The organism is Pedobacter sp. KBW06 (assembly GCF_003852525.1).
Classification (GTDB): domain Bacteria; phylum Bacteroidota; class Bacteroidia; order Sphingobacteriales; family Sphingobacteriaceae; genus Pedobacter.
In genome coordinates this window covers 1,556,663-1,577,210 of sequence record NZ_QAJL01000001.1, presented here as the reverse complement: position 1 = coordinate 1,577,210, position 20,548 = coordinate 1,556,663, and the positions used below count along the sequence as shown (strand labels likewise).

Sequence of the window (20,548 nt, the reverse complement as noted above, 5' to 3'; positions counted from 1 at the left end):
TTTTAGCATAAAAAAATAGATATTTGAATTGATGTCGAACCAGCTGATCTCTTTTCTCCAATTGTATAAATCTCTTCCGGAGGCAGATCAGGAATTGATTTCCGCTGAATTTGAGTCTAAAACCTTTCCCGAAGGCAGTTATCTCTTTGAAGGAATGAAGGTCTGTTCGGAGCTTTTCTTTATCTGTGACGGGATTCTCCGGATTCTTGTACAACAGAAAGAGGGGAAGGAGCAGACCCGTTATTTATTGTCCGAAGATCAGTTTTGTACGCTTTTAAACAGCTTTAACCATGAGGCTCCTGCTCCCGAACAAATTCAGGCGCTCTGCAATGTTCAGGTCCTGGTGATTTCTAAAAAGAACCTGATCAGCTTGTATCAGCGTTTGCCTTACTTAAAGGTATTGATTGATGAAATTATTCAGCGGTCTCTGATGGAGAAAAACCAGATCAGGAATGCTTACCTTGAAATGGAACCCCCGCTTCGTTATGAAGAATTTATAAATGACCAGCCCGATATCGCCTTGCGGGTTCCTCTGAATGATGTGGCCAGCTATCTTGGTGTTAGTCCGCAATTGATCAACAGGCTAAGAAAGCAGGTGGATGAGCAGGCCTCAGACCAGGGTATTGAATTTTGATGCAATGTGATTTCTGGCATGTTTCTGAAACTCTTCAGGAGATTGTGCGGTTTGTTTCTTGAAAAACCTGCTGAAATAGGGCCGGTCTGTGAAATTCAGGTCGTAGGCAATTTGCTTTAACGACTGCTCGCTGTGAATGATCTTTCTTTTGGCCTCTAAGATGATCCGGTCGTGGATCAGTTGCATGCTGGTTTTATGGAGTTTCTCCTTCAGCACCTGATTCAGGCGTTTTGAACTCAGATTCAATGCTGCAGCATAGAAATCCGCATTGCGTTCCTGAAGGTAATTGTCTTCCAGTAAAAGCATAAACTCATAGACCCGTTTCTGATTGAGGTCCTGACTGGTAAAAACATGTTCCTTAATGCGGATGAGTTTCAGCAGGAAGACTTTTAGCATGGCCTTCAGGATGGAAAAATTATTTTGCTGAAGCAGGTATTCTTCTTCCATCAGGGCATAGATCTTTTCCAGTTCCCCTGCATTTTCCAGCTGCAGCGGTAAAAAAGAGAACTCTCCCTGGATATTGAAAATCTTAAAGATATCGAGGTAAAACTCTTTATCTTCTTCTCCAAGAAAATCTCGTTTGAAAGAAAGTAAAACACCGTTTTTTCCGGCTTTGTTCAATTGATGTACCCGGTAAGGAGGGATCAGATAGATCCAGTTTCCCAGTTCTTCCCCTTCCTTAGTGGCGTGTAAAGGATATTCATTTTTTAACCAGACGATTTCAAAGAAATCCTTTCTCCCCGGATCATTGAGGTAGCTGGGTGGACAATTTTCCAGGTTCCTGATATAGATCAGGGATTTTTCTAATCCAAGTACGGTCTGTTCTTTCATTGAGGATACAAATATAAGGTATCCTCAATTGCCGCATTGGACAATCCGGACATTCAGGTGGACTTATTTCTAAAGCGCTTTTTTTTATGGCATTTCCATGATTATGGAGCTGTCTTTTTTCCAGATAATCCAATATAATGCGCAGAATGTATAAGGACTGAGGGATTTGCTGAAGATACCTTTGCGCCATAAAGATCGGGGAAATCATGAAAGAACAGAAATTTTCAACAGCAATCAGGGCGAATATGGACTTGATTTTAAAGGAACAGCTCAGCTTGTCGGCAAAGATAGATTTTGCGCAGGTCGCTGCTTTTATTCCTTATGTATATAGCGCGGATCGACTGTTTTTAATTGCTGCCGGACGTTCCGGGCTTGCTTTGAAGGCTGCGGCAATGCGCTTAATGCATTTCGGACTCCAGGTTTTTGTAGCAGGTGAAATTACCACTCCCGCAATTGGCGCAGGAGATCTTTTGATTGCAGCATCCGGTTCAGGAACCACTTCCTCCATTTTGACCGCTGCAGAAAAGGCGGTAAAGGCAGGAGCGAAGGTGCTTTCATTTTCTACCACTTTGGATTCGCCCCTGGCAAAATTAGCTGCCCATACGATCATTCTTCCGGCAGCACAGAAAGAAGACCATGGCAAAAGCATTTCCGAACAATATGCAGGAAGCTTATTTGAACAGGGATTATGGCTGCTCACGGATGCGATCTTTCAAACGATGTGGGCAGAAAAAGACATCCCTGCAGAAGTGCTTTGGAAAAGACATGCGAACCTGGAATAAACAATAAAGAATACGAACAGAAATAAAACAAATCATATTATGGCAAAATTACAAGTAGCAATAGATTTATTAAGTACGACAGAGGCATTGGCATTGGTGGCCAAAATTGCGCCCTATATTGATATCATTGAATTAGGGACCCCTCTGATTAAAAAAGAAGGTTTAGCTGTGGTGACAGCGATGAAAGCGGCCTATCCGGATAAACTGGTTTTTGCTGACCTGAAAACCATGGATGCAGGAGAGCTGGAAGCAGATATCGCGTTTAAAGCAGGCGCAGATCTGGTAACTGTTTTGGGTGCCGCAGGTGATGCCACCATCGCAGGGGCAATTAAGGCAGGAAAAGCACATGGCAAAGGTGTGGTTGTAGATACCATTGGTGTGGCTGACCGTGTTAAACGTGCTCAGGAAGCAATCGCATTAGGTGCTGAGTTTGTAGAATTACATGCTGGTTTAGATGAACAATGGACCGAAGGATATTCCATCCAGGTGCTGATCGATGAAGCTGCAAAAGCAGGTGTTCCGGTTTCTATTGCAGGTGGCGTAAACATCAATAACGTGACTGCGGTAATTAAAGCCGGGGCAATCGTAGCAGTAGCTGGTGCAGCCATTTATGGCGCAGAAGATCCTGCAGCTGCGGCAAAAGGCTTACGTGAAGCGATTGATGCAGTGGCATAACGTATAAATAAATTGTTGAAACTGACCGTCTGGAGCATTATCTTCAGGCGGTCTTTTTTTTAATCCTGACTATTTCCTAAATTCGTTACAGAAAATAAGACCTTTACCACTCCTCCTCCAATAAAGCCGTTCGTCACAATTCAGGAAGCTGGTTCCTTTCTTATGTCAATATTTGAAGATATAACTCAAAAAATATGAAAAGAATTATCGCTACCCTAAGTCTTATTTTATTCGTTTCTTTTTCATTTGCACAAGATATTGAAGGAGATTGGTATGGATCGTTAAAAGTCCCGGGAACATCTTTAACTGTGGTCTTTCATCTTAAAAAGTCAGATGCCGGATATACCGCTACGATGGACAGTCCGGATCAGAATGCCATGGGAATGCCGACAGACAAAGTTGAGTTCTCAAACCGTCGTTTACTGATCAGTTCAGGCGCGTTGGGCATGAAGTATGAAGCAACCTACAATGCAGACAGCAGTAAAATATCCGGCAGCTTTCATCAGGGAGGAGTACAATTTCCACTGTCCCTGGGTAAAGACCGGTCCCTGATAAAAGCCCGGAATAAAACCAGGCCACAGGACCCTAAGGATTTTCCGTATCTAAGGGAAGAAGTTGTGTTTAGTAACCCTAAAGGTGGCCATCAACTGGCCGGGACACTGACGCTTCCTGCCGATGGAAAAGCCAGCAAAATTGTGGTGTTGATTACCGGCTCCGGCGCACAGAACCGGGACGAAGAGATTGCAGAGTTCAACCACCGTCCTTTCCTCGTGCTGAGCGATTGGTTAACAAGAAACGGAATTGCGGTCTTAAGATATGACGATCGGGGAACGGCAAAATCTACAGGAAATTTCTTTGAAGCGACAACTGCTGATTTTGCAGATGATGTGGAAGCTGCGGTAAATTATATCGGTTCCAGACCTGACTTGAAAAAGTTAAGCCTTGGCCTTATTGGCCATAGCGAAGGCGGAATGATCGCCCCGATGGTGGCCGCCAGAAACAAAGCCGTTAAATTTATGGTGTTACTTGCAGGGCCTGGTATTCCCTCCAGTCAGGTGATGAAACAACAAAGTGAGGACATGAAAAATGTAACCAAAAATTCTGATAGTGCGATCATCTTAGGCGGTTATGTCAATAGCGTGGTGTTTTCTGCAATATTGGATAATCCTGATTTACCTACACCGGCCTTGCAGCAAAAGATAGACAGCACCTTTAATAAAGGACTGGAACCTTATTTGAAAAATAACGACCGTAAGTTAGCTGATGCCATCATTTTAAAAGCGAGCAAACGTGCCCTGGGGCCATGGTTTCGTTATTTTGCTAAGTTTAATGCTGCTGATTATATTGCGAAAGTGAAATGTCCGACACTGGCATTAAACGGGACACTGGACCTTCAGGTAAAAGCTGAACCTAATCTCGCCGGAATAAAATCAGCACTAAAAAAAGCAGGTAACAAGAACTTTGAAATTGTACCCATGCCTGATTTAAACCACTTTTTTCAAAAAGCAGTTACCGGGAGTTTTGAAGAATATGCGGTGCTGACGGAAACTTTTAACCCTGAAGCTTTAACTAAAGTCAGCAATTGGATCAATCATTTATAGTGAAGGAGAAAGCACGTTCCTGGTTTTGGACAATTCAAATCAGCGCCTGGGCCCTGATCGGAGTTCTGAATTTTGCCATACAATACTTTGCCTCGGATGTGCCCCGGCCGGTAGTCTGGCGGAACTTCATTTCTATCGGGGTAGGAGGCTTTCTGCTGACCACTTTATACCGCTATTACTTAAAAAAGAAGAAAATCAGCTTTAAATTGTCAATGAAATCTTTCATTGGCAATTTATTGATTGCGACCGCATTGCTTACCATACTCTGGCTGGGCCTGATGGCACTCTTCTTTTTTTCTTTTTCAGATCAGTATCGTTTTAATTTAAGAAATGGTTTGTACAATATCTTTCCTACAACTGCAGTCCTCTCGATTTGGACTTTATGCTATCTTGGTTATCATTTGATGAAAAAGTATCACCACCATGAGATCGGGAAATGGAAAATGGAAGCAGAGGTCAGGCACATCCAGCTGGAGAATTTAAAAGCACAGGTAAACCCTCATTTTATTTTTAATGCCCTCAATAACATCAGGGCCCTGATTCTGGAAGATCATCAGCTGGCCAGACAAATGCTGACTAAATTTTCTGAAGTCCTCCGCTATGGCTTGCTGCATGCCGAAGATATGGAGATTACCATTGCTGAAGAAATCGGCATGTTAAGGCAGTACCTCGAACTGGTCAAGATCCAGTATGAAGAACGCTTAACTTTTAGTATCTCTGTGGAGGAAAGACTGCTGCAGGAAAAGATTCCGCCAATGGTATTACAACTCCTGGTAGAAAACGCGGTTAAACATGGCATTTCTGCCAGGCCGCAGGGAGGGAAAATTGATGTTCAGGTGAGCAGGCTAAATGAGGAAACCCTGTTAACCGTTAGCAATACCGGGACTTTAAAGCGTAAAACTGAGCTGGAAAATAACCTCGGACTGGGATTGAAAAATATTATAGAACGTTTAAAACTGATTTATGATGATACTGCGGGAATCTCTATTAGAGAAGAAGGGCCTGATGTGGTGGTGGTGATAAATATCAAGAGAAAAATATGATCAAAGCAGTAATCATAGAGGATTCCCGGCTTGCACGCAAAGAGCTGAAAGAGCTGTTGAAAGACTTCCCGCAGATAGAATTGCTGGGAGAAGCCGGGAATGCGGAGGATGCGCTGGGAATGATCAGGCAGCTGAGCCCTGAGTTAATCTTTTTAGATATTCATCTTCCGGGAAAGAGTGGATTTGAAATTCTTCAGGAACTGGACCGGGTTCCCATGGTAATATTCACGACCGCTTTTGATCAGTATGCCCTTCAGGCTTTTGAATACAATACGATAGACTATTTGCTGAAACCCATTGCCCCTGAAAGGTTAGTACAGGCCCTCTTAAAAGTAGAGGGACAGCTGGCTAAATCGAAAGTGACATTAAAAAGAGAGAAGCTGACGGTCAACGACAGGATCTTTGTGAAAGATGGCCCTAAATGTTGGTTTGTCACCTTAAATGAGGTGCGTTTTTTTGAATCGAAAGGAAATTATACACAGGTTCATTTCGACAACAATTCTCCGCTGGTACTCCGCTCTTTACAACAGGTGGAAGAAACCCTGGATGATCAGCAGTTTATTCGTATAAATCGTCAGCAGATTGTGAATGTCAGGTTTATCGCCGATGTCGCAGAATGGTTTAGTGGCGGACTTAAACTAACGCTGAGTACAGGTGATACCGTCGAAGTTTCGCGCAGACAGGTTTACCGGATCAAAGAGCTTTTCAGCCTATAAGCAGGAAGATTTTTCCGGCTTAGCGGAACAGCTATTCCGGGAATTTGTTGTTACTTTTAAGGCTGGATCAGGGATGAATGACCTGGTCCGGAAAGCTCAAATGAAAGAAACAGAAAAGAAACCAGTCTTTAACTCCTTATTAGAACAGTACCTTCATTTTGGATTGCCGGTAGGTGTTATTGATGAGAAAATCGATTTTACCGTTCATCATTTGCAGGACATTCACCTGGATCTCCCTTTTATGTCTCCGGTTTACAGGGCCAACTTTTTCTCTTTTGTTTTCGTTAAAGACGGACATGGTCAATATACCACCGACGAACTTGTTTTTGATACCTTGCCCGGAACGATTTATTTTACCAATCCCGGTCATTATAAATCCCATGAATGGAAGGACCTGCAGGAGGTCTGTCTGATTACTCTAAGTGAGTCTTTTTTAAAGGAAAATGTGCATCCTGATGTTTTCGAAGAGTTTCCTTTTCTCCTGGCGGAAACAGTTTTGCCAAGACTGCTGGCCCCGGAAGCATTCTCGGAATTTGAACAATTATACCTGCAGATCCGAAAGGAATATGTAGCAGCTTCTCCCTACCGGAACAGGATCATCGGGAACCTGTTTGTGGTGTTGTTATTGAAAATAAAAGAATACTTCTGGAAAGATTATAACCCGATTTATGAAGGGAGCCGAAGTTCTCAGATCGTTAAAAGTTTCAAACGGAACCTTGAAAAACATTACCGGGATTTGAGTGCAGGAAAGGTAGCCCAGGTTTTTCGTGTTCAGGAATATGCAGACGCTCAAAACCTGCATCCAAACTATTTAAGCAATGTGCTGAAAAGCAAAACAGGAAAATCCATCGGTACCTGGATTGCAGAAAAAACAATTGCGGAAGCAAAATCATTGCTGCAGCAGTCGGCGGCGTCCATCAAAGAGATTGCCTTTCTTTTGGGCTTTTCTGAATCTGCCCATTTCAGCAATTACTTTAAAAAACATACCGGACTTTCTCCTGTAGCTTACCGTAAAGGGCAACAGGAAGCCTAGGTTGCATGACCAAAAGAACCTATTTCATCTTACAGCAGGCCGCAAGACAGATCAAAAGAATAGAAGGACCATTTAAATGTTGCAGCGGCGAATGGGCGATGAATAACTGGATTCAATCCGAAAAAAATAATATTTCCCCGTAGAATAATGGTTTAAATATTTTTATATTTAAGGATGATGGAAAGTGCAATCATTCAGCCTGTTAAGTCTAAGGAAAGAACAGTGATCGTAGACATTCTACGGGCATGGGCCCTGCTTGGTGTGGCCATCGGAAATTACGTGGATTATTTTGGGGTCGGGAAGCCGGTAAAACATGCTCCGGATAAAGTGTCTGATGTCCTGGCCCTGGTCAATCAGTATTTCTTTGCGGCGAAATCATGGACATTACTCAGCGTATTGTTTGGCTATGGTTTTGCCGTTTTAATGAACAACATCGCACAGAAAGGGAAAAATCCATTCTTATTTTTTTCTAAACGCATGTTCTGGCTCTTTATTCTTGCCTTCATAAATTCTGCTTTCTGGTTTGGTGACATTTTAAAAGACTACGCTTTTTTAGGCCTGGTATTGCTGTTGTTCTATCAGGCTTCTGCAAAGACAGCCTTTAGGACTGGTATTTTGCTGTTGCTCATCGTTCCCTTTGTGTCGCCCTGGCTGACGGCTGTTTCTCATTATGACTACGGCAAGGAGATGGCGAAAATTTTGCCACTTTATTATAGTCACAACTGGATTGATGTCTTTGTAATGAACCTCAAGGGAACTTATTTCCTGGAAATCGTCAATCCCCAATATGCGATAACTGTTCACATTGTGATGTTTGCCTGCATGTTGTTTGGTTTCGCTGCACAGCGGATTGCTTTTTTTGAAAAGCTGCCTGAATTTAAAAAGCAATTGAAAACCTTGTTTTGGATTAGCCTGGCAGCAGCCATTATCTTTAATATCGCCTTAAAGATGGCAGTTAGGCATGAACTGAACCTGTTGAAATTCTTTAGACCCGGGTATTGGGTGATTTTGAGTACCATGCTCAGCATCATGTCCGGCATTTGCTGGCTCTATCTCAATGGTAAGCTGAAAGGTGTTTTTTCCGGATTACAATTCATGGGTAAAATGACCCTGACCAATTATATGCTGCAAAATGTGATCGCAACCTTTCTGTTTTTAAATGTTGGATTCGGATGGTTTAATACCAAGCCCTACTGGTTTTATGTTTTAGCGGCAGTATTGGTCTTTGTAGCTCAGATCTTTATAAGCAAATGGTGGCTCAGCCATTATAACTACGGTCCCGTGGAATGGATCTGGCGTCAGCTAAGTTATGGCAAGCGCCTTCCGATTAAGAAAGTAAAAGAAATCAAAGTATAGTCCATCCTTTTCCTCGGAAAATCCATGAAATTGTTAACCCTTTTGTTCTAAATTTACGAATAGGGTTGGGAATTTAATTGATCAACACGAGAAACCAAATAAATCTTTGTATGTATCGCAGGCTTTTTTATTTAATGCTGGCGTTTGCGGCGGTCGTATATGCGATACAGGCCTGCAACTCGTCGGCCAGTCAGGTTGTTGAGGAGCAGATACCGGATCAGGTCAGTTACAATTTTCATGTCAGGCCAATTTTATCGGATAAGTGTTTCGCCTGTCATGGGCCAGATGCCAATAAACGGGAGGCAGGACTAAGGCTTGACATTGCGGAAGAAGCCTATAAAGCACTAAAGGAAAATCCTTCCGCACATGCGCTTGTTCCTTTTAAACCAGAAGCCTCTGAAGTTTTTCTTCGCATTTCTTCAACCGATTCTGCACTGATGATGCCCCCAAAATCTTCAAACCTGAAGCTAACTGCCCATGAAATTGCTATGATTGAGAAATGGATCAAACAGGGCGCTAAATATGAACGACACTGGGCTTTTAACCCTCCCAAAGCTCCGGCTATACCTAAAGTGAAAACGGAAGACTGGGCAAAGAATGAAATCGATCATTTTATCCTGGCAAAGCTGGAGCAGAAAGGGGTAAAACCCAATGCAGAAGCAGATAAAGAAAGGCTGTTGAAGCGGCTCAGTCTGGACCTGACCGGCTTACCTCCCGATATCGCAATGATGGATAAATTCCTCGCCGATGGCAGCAATAATGCCTACGCTAAAGTGGTAGAATCGTTGTTGCAAAGTCCGGCTTATGGAGAGAAAATGGCCCTTCACTGGCTGGATGTTTCCCGTTATGCAGATTCTCATGGGTATCAGGACGACAACTACCGTTCTCAGTGGCCCTGGAGAGACTGGGTGATTCATGCTTTCAATAAAAATATGCCTTACGACCAGTTCATTACCTGGCAGCTGGCCGGCGACCTCATGCCGGATGCAACCAAAGAACAATTGCTCGCTACCGGTTTTAACCGCAACCATAAAATTACGGAAGAGGGAGGCGTAATCGACGAAGAATACCGGGTAGAATATGTAACCGATCGCACCAATGCCTTTGGTAAAGCATTACTGGGGGTTACTCTGGAATGTGCACATTGCCATGATCATAAATATGACCCCTTCTCTCAAAAGGAATATTATCAGGTATTTGCTTTCTTCAATAACGTAAAGGAAGTAGGACTGGAATCAAGCGTCGGAGGACCGGAAACCTATGCCAAAAAGCCGCTGATGGAAATCAGCAATGAGGACGTTAAAAAGATCCTGACCTTCGTCAACAAACAGGATACAAGCCGTCTGATCGTTTCTGTGATGGGAGATAGGGATACCCTGAGAAAAACATACATCCTAAACCGGGGAGTCTATGATGCTCATGGCGAGGAAGTTGAGGCTGGAACACCTAAATCGGTTTTGCCTTTTGGCAATCAATATGCTAAAAACAGACTTGGCTTGTCTAAATGGTTATTCGATAAACAAAATCCATTGACCTCCAGGGTCTTTGTGAACCAGGTCTGGCAGGAGTTTTTTGGACGTGGTCTGGTGAAAACTTCAGGTGATTTCGGAATGCAGGGCGAGTTACCTTCCCATCCGGAATTGCTGGACTGGCTGGCGGTAGATTTTATGAACCATGGCTGGAACATCAAACGTCTGGTGAAACAAATCGTCAGCTCCTCAACTTACCGTCAATCCGCTGTCGTATCCGCGGAAAAATTAAGAACAGATCCGGAAAATATCCTGCTGGCAAGGGCCCCACGTTACCGGATCCCGGCCGAATCGGTTAGAGATGTAGTATTGGCAAGCAGCGGACTGCTGGTGAAAACCATTGGCGGGCCAAGTGTCAAACCTTACCAGCCCGGCGGACTTTGGGAAGCAGCCACTTCAGGACGCGGAATCCTGGCCAATTACAAACAAGACCATGGCCAGAGCTTATACCGCAGAGGCATGTATACCTTTATCAAACGTACTGTGCCCCCGCCAACAATGGCCATTTTTGACGCAAGCAACAGGGATCAGTGTGAGGTGAAACGCTTAAATACGAATACCCCGCTACAGGCATTGGTGATGTTAAACGACCCGACCGTACTGGAAGCCTCCCGTGTATTGGCGGCGAAACTATTGCAGGAAAACACAGCAGTGGAGGCGAAAGTGATCAAAGCATTTCGACTGATCGTATGCCGGAACCCCAATGAAAAGGAAATCAAATTGCTGAGTTCCTATTATACAGATCAGTTAAAAGTCTTTGCACAAAAATCAAAGGCCGAAAAGGTATTGGCGGTAGGGGAATACCCGGTTCCGGAGAAAATCAATAAAAGCAATCTGGCGGCAATGATGGAAGTCATGACAACCATTTACAATTTAGAAGAAACGATTACAAAAACCTGAGATATGGAAAAGGATTTTTTAGAACATGGCCTTAACTTTAACAGGCGCCGTTTCTTGTCCAAGCTAAGTTTAGGCCTTGGCAGTGTGGCTTTGGGATCATTACTGATCCCTGATCTTTTTACAGGCGGGATGGACGAAAGCAGCCTTCCTCCGGGAATTCCTGATTTTGCACCCAAAGCGAAAAGAGTGATTTACCTGTTTCAGAACGGGGCACCCTCGCAGCTGGAGTCTTTTGATTATAAACCGAAGCTGCGGGAAATGATGGGACAGGAACTTCCTGCTTCTATCCGTGCAGGGCAGCGCCTTACGGGAATGACAGCCAATCAGGCCTCTTTCCCCCTGGTTGGGTCTTATTATGATTTCAAACAATATGGTGATTCCAGGGCATGGGTAAGTGACCTTTTCCCTTATACCGCGAAGGTGGTGGACGACATTTGTATCATCAAATCCATGCATACCGAGGCCATCAACCATGATCCGGCATTGACCTTTTTCCAAACGGGTGCACAGCAGGGCAACAGACCAAGTATGGGCGCATGGCTGAGTTATGGCCTGGGCAGTGAAAATAAAAACCTGCCTGCTTTTACAGTATTGCTTTCCAGGGGTAAAGGCAATGGTCAGGGAGTGTATTCCAAACTCTGGACCAATGGCTTCCTGGATTCAACCCATCAGGGCGTCCAGTTTAGCAGTGGCGAAGATCCTGTACTCTACCTGAAAGATCCCGAAGGATTAAACAGGTTTGAAAGAAGAAAGATGCTGGATCATCTGGCTAAACTAAACGAGATTTCTTACCAGGAATTTGGTGATCCGGAAATCAGTGCGAAAGTGCAGCAGTATGAGATGGCCTATAGAATGCAAACTGCAGTGCCGGAAATTACAGACCTGAGCAAAGAACCTGATGACATCATTAAACTGTATGGACCTGATTGCCTGGTGCCGGGTACTTTTGCTGCCAATTGTTTGCTGGCCAGAAAATTAAGTGAAAACGGGGTGCGCTTTGTTCAGCTGTACCACCAGGGATGGGACCAGCATGGAAACCTTCCCTCAGAAATGGCAGGACAGGCAAAGGATGTGGATCAGGCTTCAGCGGCCTTGATTACCGATTTGAAACAAAGGGGATTACTGGATGAAACACTCGTGATCTGGGGTGGCGAGTTTGGCCGCACCAATTACAGTCAGGGGAAGATGACCAAAGACAATTACGGAAGAGACCACCATCCGCGTTGCTTTAGCATCTGGATGGCCGGAGGAGGCGTAAAACCGGGCATTGTATACGGAGAATCGGATGAATTTGGTTATAACGTCATTTCAAATCCTGTGCATGTACATGATTTCCAGGCTACCGTTCTCCACCAGCTGGGGCTGAATCATGAAAAACTGACTTTTAAACATCTGGGCCGCCGTTACCGGTTGACGGATGTTTCGGGCAAGGTGGTAAAAGACATTTTAATCTAAAATATTTTATGGAAAGAAGAACATTTATAAAACATACTGCTGTGATTTCAGCGAGCTTTTTTATTGCAAAGGACCTGTTTGCAAAGCCGGGAGGCCCTGTCTATGGGCATAACGACATGCGCTACAGACTGGATACGAAATGGGGACAACTCAACCCTTTGAAAAATCCGGTAAATGATTGTCATGAGATGGTTCAGGACTCAAAAGGAAGAATTATTTTATTGACCAATGAGACCAAAAATAATGTACTAATCTATAATAAATCAGGCAAATTGCTGGATTCCTGGGGACATGAATTTCCGGGAGCACACGGACTTAGCCTGGCAAAAGAGAATGGCAGGGACGCTCTTTTTATCACGGATACGAACAGACATCAGGTGTATAAAACAAGCCTGGACGGAAAAATCCTGATGACGATTGACTGTCCCATGGAAACCGGTTTGTACAAGAAGAAGGAAGAGTTTGTGCCAACCGAGACTGCGGTGGCCGACAACGGGGATTTCTTTATTGCCGATGGCTATGGCCTGCAATATGTTTTTCATTACAGTGCTGATGGAAAATTACTCAGCTATTTTGGTGGCAGAGGGTCGGAAACAAAACACCTGGACAATGCCCATGGCGTATGCATCGACAAGCGTCAGGGAACGCCTTCCCTGTTGGTGACGGATCGGACGAGGAATTGTTTCAAGCGTTTTGATCTGCAGGGCAACCTGCAGGAAATCATCCAGCTTCCGGGCGCCTGCGTTTGTAGAGCGGTAATTAAAAATGACCATCTCTATGCCGCAGTGCTGCGTTCGCCGGACCTGAATAAAGAAGGAAGCGGTTTTACGACGATCCTGGATAAAAACAATAAAGTAGTTTCCAATCTGGGCGGAACCGAACCGGTATATAAAGACGGGGTATTACAACCGATGTCGCAGGCAGAAAAGATTTTATTAAACCCGCATGATGTATGCGTTGACAATGATGAAAACCTGTATGTCGCACAATGGGCTTCAGGAAAAGTCTATCCCTATAAATTTACAAGGGTATAATTTTTATTTATGAGGATTACTTTTAAAGGTTTTGCAGAGCATATCTTGTTTGCAGCTAATGTCTTTATTGTCTTTTTACTTGCTTTTGAGGATAAAATAGGAATTCCCTATTGGTTGCAGCCTTTCGGAAGGATGCATCCGATGATCCTGCATTTTCCGATTGTGATCCTGATGCTGGCGATGTTACTGGAGTCTTTCCGGTTTAAAGAAACCTATCTTAAGGAGCCGCTGTATCAGAATTTTACTTCAGGACTATTGCTTTCCGGAACACTTTTTTCGGCGCTGACCGTAATCATGGGCTTGTTCCTTTCGAAAGAAGAGGGCTATTCCGGAAGCCTGCTGCAATGGCATAAATGGACGGGCGTAAGCATCGTTTTTGTGGCTTCTATCATTTACTGGTGTAGAAATACTTCCTGGTATAGGGTTAAGCTGGCAAGGATAGGAGCGGTTGCAACTACCTTATGCATCATTCTTGCAGGCCATTATGGGGCGTCTTTAACCCATGGGGATAATTTCGTATTGGAATCTGTAACAGGAGCGAAGGCTTTGCCTAAAGTCCCGGTAGCAGAGGCGAGGATATTTGAAGATGTCATCCTGCCTGTCTTTTCTCAAAAATGTCTCAGTTGTCATAATCTGGAAAAGGCAAAGGGAAGTTTGATGATGCACAATGTAACCGCATTGCTTAAAGGAGGGAAAAGCGGGAAGTTGTTTGTCCCGGGAAAACCCGAAATCAGCTTGCTGCTGGATCGGATCCACCTGCCTATGGACGACAAGAAACACATGCCTCCGAAAGGAAAGGACCAGCTGAGCAATGAAGAAATCGCGCTTTTGCGCTTATGGGTTAAAGGAAATGCAGAGCTGAAGAAAAAGGTCGTTGATTTGCCTGTAAACGATTCTTTAAGGCTCCTCGCCAGCACCTTCCTCGCACCATCAGCAGCCGCTGAAGAAAAATATGCTTTTGCAGCTGCGGACGAAAGTGCGGTTAAAAAACTGAACAACAATTACCGGATTGTATACGCAGTGGCGAAGGAATCGCCGGCATTGGCAGTGAATATTTATAACAAAAGCGAATATAAACCGGAGGCAGTAAAAGAACTGGAAGCGGTTAAGCAACAAATTGTTTCCCTGGACCTGAAAGGACTGCCGGTGCATGACGAAGAGTTGAAAACAATTGCGCGTTTTGAAAACCTGAGAGAGCTGAACCTTAATTTTACCAATATCAATGGGGCGGGGTTAAAAGAGCTGCAGGCCTTAAAATATTTAAGTACGCTGTCGATCTCAGGAACGAAGCTGAATTATGACTTTGTCAAACAAATTGGCAAGATCAAAAGCCTTCAAAAACTGATATTATGGAATACCGGCCTGAGCGAATCTGATCTGCAGCAGTTGCAGAAATCGAATCCCAAAATTGCGCTGATTTCCGGTTTTAAAGATGATGGTAAACATCCGATCCGCTTAAATCAGCCACGCATCAGTACGGATGTTGCCGTTTTTAAAACATCGCTGGCTTTGCAGATGAAGCATCCGATCAATGGCGTTCAAATCCGATATACTACAGATGGAACGGAGCCGGATAGCCTGAAATCGAGGTTGTTTGATCAGTCGCTTCTGATTAAAGGAAATACAACCTTAAAAGCGAAAGCCTATAAAACAGGCTGGTATGGAAGTGAGACATTCAGCGCTAATTTCTATAAGAGCAGTTATCAGGCAGATACAATCCAGTTTCTATTGCCGCCGGAGGATAAGTATAGTGCCGGGGCATCCAAAGTCCTCTCAGATCACCAGTTAGGAGATTATGAGATCAATTCCGGAAAATGGGTGGGTTTCAGAAAGAACAACATGGAGACTTTGATGTTTTTCAGGCAGCCGGTAATGATGCAATCGGTGGTGTTAAATGTAATGAGGCTGGTACCAACTTATATTTTCCCACCCGTAGAGGTAGAGGTCTGGGGAGGTTCAGATAAGAATAAACTTCGCCTGTTGAGCAAAGTAAAACCGGAAGCAATCAAAAATGGAGCGGAACGCGCACTCATTAAAGTAGAAGCGAAATTTAAAGCCCAAAGTATTTCTTATCTGAAGATCGTGGCCAAAAACCTGAAAGTACTTCCACAGTGGCATCCCGGAAAAGGGGAGCCCGCATGGTTATTTGTCGATGAAATATTTTTGAACTAACCGAAGAACAGATGAGATTGGAATACATCGGATCAGGTTGCTTAAGATCCTGATCCGGACGAATTGGAGAAGATAACGGTCAGTGTGGTGCTTTTGCTCCTTTCCGCTACAACCTTATTTATAGCCAAATATAAAAGGGAAGATAAAGGTGACAATAATGGTCCATGCAATGTAAACAGGCAGGTAAGCAGCAATTACTTTTCCTACACCATTGAGCTCAGCTTTTTTTGAAAGCACCTTGGAAAGCTGTACTGTTACCAGGATCAGATTGATCAGAATTAAAACATTGCCACCCAGCACTGCCGCTCTGTTTGGAGTGATTCCCCATTCGGAAATCCGGAATACAATCGCAGAAAGTGCAATGCCGTTGAGTACGATCGTGACGATGGATAGCAGAAAGAGCACCCAGGTTTCCGTAGAATTCGTAGTGTTCTTAGCTGTTTCGGCAATGGAAAAGAAAATGATGGCCATAACACCAATTAATAATGCATTAAAAATCCGCAGGAACTCCCGGTCGGTATAAGGACTTTTACCTGAATAGACGATAGCGAGCAGATAAATGACAAGCATTACCAATACCAATGGACTGAATAGTCTGGCAATTACAGGTGAAACCTTGCCCACCAGCTGTGGATTGGTCTGGACAAGATAAGTGCCTACAATTGGTGCGGCGGTAAGCCCGAAAATCCCCACATAATCAAAATAATACTTTTCGATGTTAAGGCCAATCAGGGAGAAAAGACCAATGGTTATGGCGGTCATCAGGCCACCTGCGATCAGAATTAGTGTGGTCATGACCACAAGATCCCCGTTGTATCTTAAATAGCTGAGCCGCTTCTCGTCGTTATTTCTATGCTCTGCCGCAAAGGCAAAGCCCAATATTGCCCATAAGAACAGGAGCAAATGAATACAGGATAAAATTAGGGTATCGCTTTTCTTAATCTGAGGCAGGAAATTGATAAATAAGATCCCGGCAAGGATGGTGACGGCAATAAAGGCGATTTTTCCGGTTGATAATTTGTTCTTCCAGGCAAAGTACGCGGATAACACCGGAAAAATGATAAAACCGATGTTTCTTTGATAAAAAGATTCCTGATTTAAAGCGAAAAATGCCGGCAGCTTTGCAATAAGGCCTGCAATCAGTGCAGCAATGATGATAAATAATAAATCCTTTCCTGTGTCTTTATAGCTTTCATCACTTTTGTAATTGAGTCTTTCATTCCAGAAATCAGCGATAGCATTGCCTTTAAGTTCCGGATATAGTAAGCCGAACTCTCTTTTAAAAGTCAGCTTGTTGCCACGGTACATCTTTTCCAGTTGTCCGGGTTCGTTTAAGTGGTTGATTATTTCGTCTTTCATGATGGTATGCTTTTTTTTAATTCCACAAAGTGCCTGCTAATCCGAGAACGGTACCCAGCCATAAGGCGATGATGTATACAAGCAGGCTTAATGCATTGGCAAATATTTTTTTCCAACCGCCCTCATCACGCAGATGGTCCATAAAGAAATAAAATGCAGCACCCATTGCGCCTGCTATGGGGACGATAATCAAGGGCCTGAGCATCCATAATTCCCCCCATTCGGGATTTGCTTTCCTAACCTGCAGTAGAAAAACGGTAATGATGATGAAAGCAATTCCTGCACCGAGCAGGAGCCGGCCGCCTAATGAAACCGGATGGACTGACTGAGCTGTTAAATTTTTTCTCTGGGTCATGATGTTTAGTTTTATGGATTATTAAGTTTTCTTATCGCGTTCCTTTGCTGCGTTTTCTACTTTCTCCGGTACTTGTGAATTTTTATTCTCCCTACAGTTTGCATAAAAGTACTTTGCGTAACAAAGTTAAATAAAAGTACTTTGCATTTCAAAGTGTTTAGGTAAAATATTTTAAATCTGTACTTTAGGATGAAGGAAACTAAGGTGCTGACAAAGGCTGTTAAATTTTCTCAGCCCAGATATAGGCTCTTCTGGTGGGGTATTCCATGCTTTCATGCGGACGCCGCTCTATGGCATCAATGATCTTAAAACCTGTTTCGGAGAGCAATTCTATGATGTCATCTGTTTTAAAAAAATACAGATCAATATCGATTTCTTTGTCATGAGCTTTGTCAAAATGAACGATTTGATCTCCTGCATGAAAGGAAAATAAAAAATTCCCTCCGGTTTTCAATACCCGGTTTATTTCTCCGAAACACTTCCTGACCTGGTCATTATCGAAATGTACGATGGAATAGAAGGCAAGCACACTTTCAAAATATGCTGAGGAATAAGCGATGTTCAGCATATCGCCGGTCTCAAATTTAACCCCGGGACTGAGCTTTCGGGCAGCGTTAACCATGGCTGGCGACAAGTCAATTCCGACGATGTCTTTCAGACCATTCTCGTATAGGAATTTTGTAGTTTGTCCGGGACCACAGCCAAAATCGGCACATTGCCCTTTGTCTTTGTTCACAGCCGCAAATTCTGTCAATAACAAGCGGTCAAGGTTTTTCCTGGAGAGTTCGTCCCAACGATCAGCGGCATAGTCGTCGGCTACCTTATTGTAACAGCTTAATACTTTCTCCTGTGAATTCATGTCGTTCTTTATTATGATTATGCGGGTATACTGTAAAATGATCAAACCGGATTTATTTGTCATCGTGCTGATTAAAAGTTAAGATACGATTTATTTGGTCATCTTTTAAATGGCAATGTTTTGTGCGGATTTACGCAAAACAACTCATCGGATAGCAGGACTAAAAACCGGGCAATGCCATATCCGTTTTAAATGAATGATGTGGATTCAGCGTAAGAGGGGGATTGAATTAGTAATTAGATTTTGGCGCAAAAAAAAAGCTAACAATCATGTTGTTAGCTTTTAGGAGGTGTTTAAACCTCTTTAGTACTCAGAGCGGGAATCGAACCCGCACGACTTTTAAGGTCACAGGATTTTAAGTCCTGCGTGTCTACCAGTTCCACCATCTGAGCAGGTGATTAACCTTTTAAAAATAAATGCCTTCATGTGATGAAGGCATTTAGAGCGAAAGACGAGATTCGAACTCGCGACCCCGACCTTGGCAAGGTCGTGCTCTACCAACTGAGCTACTTTCGCGTTGATGACGTCACGAAGATAGATATACTTTTCATTTTTCCATACTCTCTTTTCAAGATTTTACCGAATGGACTGGATTTCAAGCAATAAAAATTAATATTTTTTTTCTGAATGCCCCTTTTTAAAGGTCTTTAAGACCATTTAGCCTCAATTGGGCATTTCATCCCGGTGGATGACCGTCACTTTTTGGGACACAAAATCCTTTTCCGAGCATTTCTTTCAAGAATTTCTGTGGTGTAGTCCCCAAATAATGCTGAAAATCCTTGATGAGATGGCTCTGATCATGGTAGCCATGGGTATGAATCAGGTCAAATAAATTGATTTTTTCGTTTCCCTGGTTCATCATCTGATGGATGACATCTTTAAATCTCAAAAACCTGAGGAGTTCTTTCGGTGAATAACCTACATATTTTTGAAAGCGGAGCTGAATACTTCGCTCTGTCAGCTTGGTTTCAGATGCGATTGCTTTCACAGGCTGAACCATTGGATTGTGAAAATAGGGGGCCGCTTCCAGTAAAGGTTGCGATGCAGCATCATTCGGTTCAATAAACTGAGCCGTATAAGCACTGAGGAGCTGAATCCGTTCCCTCAGGTCTTTTAAAGCTGCCAGCTTTTCCCAAAGCTCCTGGAAACAGGTTTTATCAATCAGGACATCCGGATCAAAGACTTCCCTTGTTCCGAGCGCATTCATAGGAATTTTAAAGAGCCTGTAAAATCCGTTAAGGGTGAAATTTGCTACAATTGCCTGAGTGCCGGCTGCCAATTCATAATTCAACAGCTTTCTTAGCGGGCCTATTGCTGCGGTACGCAAAATGCACCCTGTTCCAATTTCCTCCTGATTAAATGAAAAACGGATGGGACTGCCGAAATTGAAAATCAATAACATCTCAAAGTTCGGAGAAAGGTGTTTGGTTATGGTTTCTGCTGTTGCGGAAGTTTGAAAATGATAAAAATGACTTAAAACCCCATCGAGTGGTGCTTCAACTTCAAATAAATTGGAATCAAAATGCTTTTCCTCCATACTGCCTGGCATTTTATCTTCCCCTGGATTAGGGCTGATCCGTAAACTGCTGCAAACAAAATTACTGAAATCAGGAAGAATATCAGCGATGATAAATTCTTGCTTTTTATGTAGATTTATTCAACATCTATCTAAATCTACGACAATGGTCATTAAAATTATCAATGCGGTACTGATCTTATTTGCAGTCTTTATGGGCCTAAAGCAAGGCTGGGCAATGGCCAGTGCCAAACCGGAAATGCTGGAAATGTTTGGGAAATGGAATTTCAGTAAGACTGCAGTAATGATCAACGGATCAATTACCATGCTCAGTGCCATACTTATTCTTTTTCCAAGGACCTTCCTTTTGGGTAATTTTCTGATGGCCGCAGGGATTTTGATGATCCTCTGCCTGGAGTTGTTTCATAAGGATCTGAAAGGAGCTGCTATTGAGTTGCCGTTTTTAGCTTTGAACCTGTTGATCATCTATTTACAACACCCCTTGTCGGAAACAACCTGAGGTTAATGGCTTATGATCAGGTTTTTATTTCTTAGGCCCCTACCACAGCAGATCCCTGTTTTTAAGTGTCATGATTAACCTGGTTGAACAGTCATAATCAATCTGGCTGAAGGTTTACTATCAATCTGGTTGATTTTTGTCTTCTATTGAATAATCTTTGTTTCCAAAGTTATTATTC

At 43.3% G+C, this 20,548-nt stretch carries 18 protein-coding genes and 2 tRNA genes; 13 read left to right on the top strand and 7 right to left on the bottom strand.

All coding sequences use genetic code 11. The features are described from left to right. Positions 1–31 precede the first annotated feature (31 nt). Positions 32–634 (top strand): Crp/Fnr family transcriptional regulator, encoded by a 603-nt coding sequence (locus DBR43_RS06230; protein WP_124578928.1) that lies wholly within the window; start codon positions 32–34, stop codon positions 632–634. On the opposite strand, the gene DBR43_RS06225 is transcribed toward DBR43_RS06230, so the two are convergent. After that, complete coding sequence (locus DBR43_RS06225) at positions 611–1,465, bottom strand: helix-turn-helix domain-containing protein (protein WP_124578926.1); 855 nt, start codon at positions 1,463–1,465, stop codon at positions 611–613. The two genes, DBR43_RS06230 and DBR43_RS06225, sit on opposite strands and share 24 nt — an antisense overlap. Positions 1,466–1,671: 206 nt before the next feature. On the opposite strand from DBR43_RS06225, the gene hxlB reads away from it, so the two are divergent. The 11 genes from hxlB (at position 1,672) to DBR43_RS06170 (ending at position 15,761) form a co-directional block, all read left to right on the top strand. After that, positions 1,672–2,247 (top strand): 6-phospho-3-hexuloisomerase, encoded by a 576-nt coding sequence (gene hxlB, locus DBR43_RS06220; RefSeq protein ID WP_124578924.1) that lies wholly within the window; start codon positions 1,672–1,674, stop codon positions 2,245–2,247. Positions 2,248–2,286: 39 nt separating this feature from the next. Beyond that, positions 2,287–2,922 (top strand): 3-hexulose-6-phosphate synthase, encoded by a 636-nt coding sequence (hxlA, locus tag DBR43_RS06215; RefSeq protein ID WP_124578922.1) that lies wholly within the window; start codon positions 2,287–2,289, stop codon positions 2,920–2,922. A 194-nt stretch (positions 2,923–3,116) separates the two neighbouring features. Then, positions 3,117–4,523, top strand: a complete 1,407-nt coding sequence (locus tag DBR43_RS06210) for an alpha/beta hydrolase family protein (RefSeq protein WP_124578920.1) — start codon at positions 3,117–3,119, stop codon at positions 4,521–4,523. After that, positions 4,523–5,566, top strand: coding sequence for a sensor histidine kinase (locus DBR43_RS06205; RefSeq protein WP_124578918.1), 1,044 nt, complete (start codon positions 4,523–4,525; stop codon positions 5,564–5,566). Before DBR43_RS06210 ends, DBR43_RS06205 begins: the two co-directional genes overlap by 1 nt. Beyond that, complete coding sequence (locus DBR43_RS06200) at positions 5,563–6,282, top strand: LytR/AlgR family response regulator transcription factor (protein WP_199756967.1); 720 nt, start codon at positions 5,563–5,565, stop codon at positions 6,280–6,282. The genes DBR43_RS06205 and DBR43_RS06200 overlap by 4 nt, the downstream gene beginning before the upstream one ends. Then, positions 6,221–7,315, top strand: a complete 1,095-nt coding sequence (locus tag DBR43_RS06195; protein ID WP_233602885.1) for a helix-turn-helix domain-containing protein — start codon at positions 6,221–6,223, stop codon at positions 7,313–7,315. The genes DBR43_RS06200 and DBR43_RS06195 overlap by 62 nt, the downstream gene beginning before the upstream one ends. A 174-nt stretch (positions 7,316–7,489) precedes the next feature. Beyond that, complete coding sequence (locus DBR43_RS06190) at positions 7,490–8,671, top strand: DUF418 domain-containing protein (protein WP_199756966.1); 1,182 nt, start codon at positions 7,490–7,492, stop codon at positions 8,669–8,671. A gap of 110 nt (positions 8,672–8,781) precedes the next feature. After that, a complete protein-coding gene (locus tag DBR43_RS06185; protein ID WP_124578916.1) occupies positions 8,782–11,100 on the top strand; it encodes a PSD1 and planctomycete cytochrome C domain-containing protein in 2,319 nt (772 codons plus the stop codon). Between the two features lie 3 nt (positions 11,101–11,103). Beyond that, on the top strand, positions 11,104–12,555 hold the full coding sequence (locus tag DBR43_RS06180; RefSeq protein ID WP_124578914.1) for a DUF1501 domain-containing protein: 1,452 nt from the start codon (positions 11,104–11,106) through the stop codon (positions 12,553–12,555). Positions 12,556–12,563: 8 nt separating this feature from the next. Then, complete coding sequence (locus tag DBR43_RS06175; RefSeq protein ID WP_124578912.1) at positions 12,564–13,589, top strand: 6-bladed beta-propeller; 1,026 nt, start codon at positions 12,564–12,566, stop codon at positions 13,587–13,589. A 9-nt stretch (positions 13,590–13,598) separates the two neighbouring features. Then, positions 13,599–15,761 carry a c-type cytochrome domain-containing protein gene (locus tag DBR43_RS06170; RefSeq protein ID WP_124578910.1) on the top strand — a complete coding sequence of 721 codons (2,163 nt, stop codon included), beginning with the start codon at positions 13,599–13,601 and terminating at the stop codon, positions 15,759–15,761. Between the two features lie 114 nt (positions 15,762–15,875). Here the strand turns inward: DBR43_RS06170 and DBR43_RS06165 are convergent, their stop codons facing one another. The 6 genes from DBR43_RS06165 to DBR43_RS06140 all read right to left on the bottom strand — a co-directional run bounded on the left by DBR43_RS06165 (position 15,876) and on the right by DBR43_RS06140 (position 19,871). Next, the gene (locus DBR43_RS06165) at positions 15,876–17,120 is read right to left on the bottom strand and encodes a DUF4153 domain-containing protein (protein ID WP_124578908.1); all 1,245 of its coding nucleotides are present in this window, start codon (positions 17,118–17,120) and stop codon (positions 15,876–15,878) included. Between the two features lie 16 nt (positions 17,121–17,136). After that, on the bottom strand, positions 17,137–17,475 hold the full coding sequence (locus tag DBR43_RS06160; RefSeq protein ID WP_124578906.1) for a potassium transporter KefB: 339 nt from the start codon (positions 17,473–17,475) through the stop codon (positions 17,137–17,139). Between the two features lie 220 nt (positions 17,476–17,695). Further along, on the bottom strand, positions 17,696–18,334 hold the full coding sequence (locus DBR43_RS06155) for a class I SAM-dependent methyltransferase (RefSeq protein ID WP_158622446.1): 639 nt from the start codon (positions 18,332–18,334) through the stop codon (positions 17,696–17,698). A gap of 307 nt (positions 18,335–18,641) precedes the next feature. Continuing rightward, positions 18,642–18,726: transfer RNA gene (locus DBR43_RS06150), tRNA-Leu, on the bottom strand. A 51-nt stretch (positions 18,727–18,777) separates the two neighbouring features. Next, a tRNA-Gly gene (locus tag DBR43_RS06145) sits at positions 18,778–18,850 on the bottom strand. 160 nt (positions 18,851–19,010) lie between these two features. Continuing rightward, positions 19,011–19,871: a helix-turn-helix domain-containing protein gene (locus DBR43_RS06140; RefSeq protein ID WP_158622445.1), complete on the bottom strand. Its 861-nt coding sequence runs from the start codon at positions 19,869–19,871 to the stop codon at positions 19,011–19,013. A 145-nt stretch (positions 19,872–20,016) separates the two neighbouring features. Here DBR43_RS06140 and DBR43_RS06135 point away from each other — a divergent pair, with 145 nt between their 5' ends. Next, positions 20,017–20,370, top strand: a complete 354-nt coding sequence (locus DBR43_RS06135) for a hypothetical protein (protein WP_124578900.1) — start codon at positions 20,017–20,019, stop codon at positions 20,368–20,370. Positions 20,371–20,548 lie beyond the last annotated feature (178 nt).

Excerpts from the sequence above, each read along its gene's own strand:
- DBR43_RS06230 (WP_124578928.1), top strand. The coding sequence starts at position 32 with ATGTCGAACCAGCTGATCTCTTTTCTCCAATTGTATAAATCTCTTCCG.
- DBR43_RS06225 (WP_124578926.1), bottom strand. The coding sequence starts at position 1,465 with ATGAAAGAACAGACCGTACTTGGATTAGAAAAATCCCTGATCTATATC.
- hxlB (WP_124578924.1), top strand. The coding sequence starts at position 1,672 with ATGAAAGAACAGAAATTTTCAACAGCAATCAGGGCGAATATGGACTTG.
- hxlA (WP_124578922.1), top strand. The coding sequence starts at position 2,287 with ATGGCAAAATTACAAGTAGCAATAGATTTATTAAGTACGACAGAGGCA.
- DBR43_RS06210 (WP_124578920.1), top strand. The coding sequence starts at position 3,117 with ATGAAAAGAATTATCGCTACCCTAAGTCTTATTTTATTCGTTTCTTTT.
- DBR43_RS06200 (WP_199756967.1), top strand. The coding sequence starts at position 5,563 with ATGATCAAAGCAGTAATCATAGAGGATTCCCGGCTTGCACGCAAAGAG.
- DBR43_RS06190 (WP_199756966.1), top strand. The coding sequence starts at position 7,490 with ATGATGGAAAGTGCAATCATTCAGCCTGTTAAGTCTAAGGAAAGAACA.
- DBR43_RS06185 (WP_124578916.1), top strand. The coding sequence starts at position 8,782 with ATGTATCGCAGGCTTTTTTATTTAATGCTGGCGTTTGCGGCGGTCGTA.
- DBR43_RS06180 (WP_124578914.1), top strand. The coding sequence starts at position 11,104 with ATGGAAAAGGATTTTTTAGAACATGGCCTTAACTTTAACAGGCGCCGT.
- DBR43_RS06175 (WP_124578912.1), top strand. The coding sequence starts at position 12,564 with ATGGAAAGAAGAACATTTATAAAACATACTGCTGTGATTTCAGCGAGC.
- DBR43_RS06170 (WP_124578910.1), top strand. The coding sequence starts at position 13,599 with ATGAGGATTACTTTTAAAGGTTTTGCAGAGCATATCTTGTTTGCAGCT.
- DBR43_RS06165 (WP_124578908.1), bottom strand. The coding sequence starts at position 17,120 with ATGAAAGACGAAATAATCAACCACTTAAACGAACCCGGACAACTGGAA.
- DBR43_RS06160 (WP_124578906.1), bottom strand. The coding sequence starts at position 17,475 with ATGACCCAGAGAAAAAATTTAACAGCTCAGTCAGTCCATCCGGTTTCA.
- DBR43_RS06155 (WP_158622446.1), bottom strand. The coding sequence starts at position 18,334 with ATGAATTCACAGGAGAAAGTATTAAGCTGTTACAATAAGGTAGCCGAC.
- DBR43_RS06140 (WP_158622445.1), bottom strand. The coding sequence starts at position 19,871 with ATGGAGGAAAAGCATTTTGATTCCAATTTATTTGAAGTTGAAGCACCA.
- DBR43_RS06135 (WP_124578900.1), top strand. The coding sequence starts at position 20,017 with ATGGTCATTAAAATTATCAATGCGGTACTGATCTTATTTGCAGTCTTT.